The sequence below is a fragment of the Mesorhizobium escarrei genome (genome assembly GCF_935825525.1).
In the GTDB taxonomy this organism is placed as follows: domain Bacteria; phylum Pseudomonadota; class Alphaproteobacteria; order Rhizobiales; family Rhizobiaceae; genus Mesorhizobium; species Mesorhizobium escarrei.
Genome location: NZ_CAKXZT010000093.1, coordinates 1 through 622, shown reverse-complemented (window position 1 = coordinate 622; position 622 = coordinate 1). Strand labels below are relative to the sequence as shown.

1 pseudogene is annotated in these 622 nt (G+C 61.7%); it reads left to right on the top strand.

Annotated features, from left to right (window positions below):
* Positions 1–622, top strand: a pseudogene (locus NMG80_RS06405) (histidine kinase); the annotation flags it as partial.

Below are 622 nucleotides of genomic sequence, written 5' to 3'. Positions count from 1 at the left end.
GACCTTTTCATGAGCCTGGGTCGAAGCGATCAGGCCATCGTTTTCGGCCTCGACTACCTGCGCCGCGTCGGCATCACCTGGTCGGCGCATCCGACCAGGAAACAAGTGCGGCAGGAATACGCGCGGCTTTGGCGGCAGCTCGGAAACCGCCCGATGGAAACGCTGCTCAACTCGCCCCCGATGGCAGATCCTGTTGCGCTCGCGACCATGAATGTCCTCACATCGCTCGTGACTCCAGCCTTGTTTACCGACGAGAATCTGCGTTGCCTCGTGATCGGGCGAATGGGGAACGTCAGCCTGCGGCACGGCAACAGCGACACGTCGCCCTACGCCTACACCGCGGTAGGCACTGTGCTGGGGCTGTATTTTGGCGACTACGAGGCAGGTTTTCGATTCGGCCTGCTCGGGCTGGACCTGGTGGAACAGCCTAGAATGGACCGCCTGAAGGCACGAGTCTACCTCGCCTTCGGCAACCTTGCAAAATCTTCGCCACGGCATGTCCGGACAGGCCGTCCACTGGCGCAGCGCGTATTTGAAACGGCGCAGCAGGTCGGCGATCTCACCTATGCTGTCTTGAGCCGCAATAACCTCCTGACCTACCTCCTCGCCAGTGGCGAGCCCC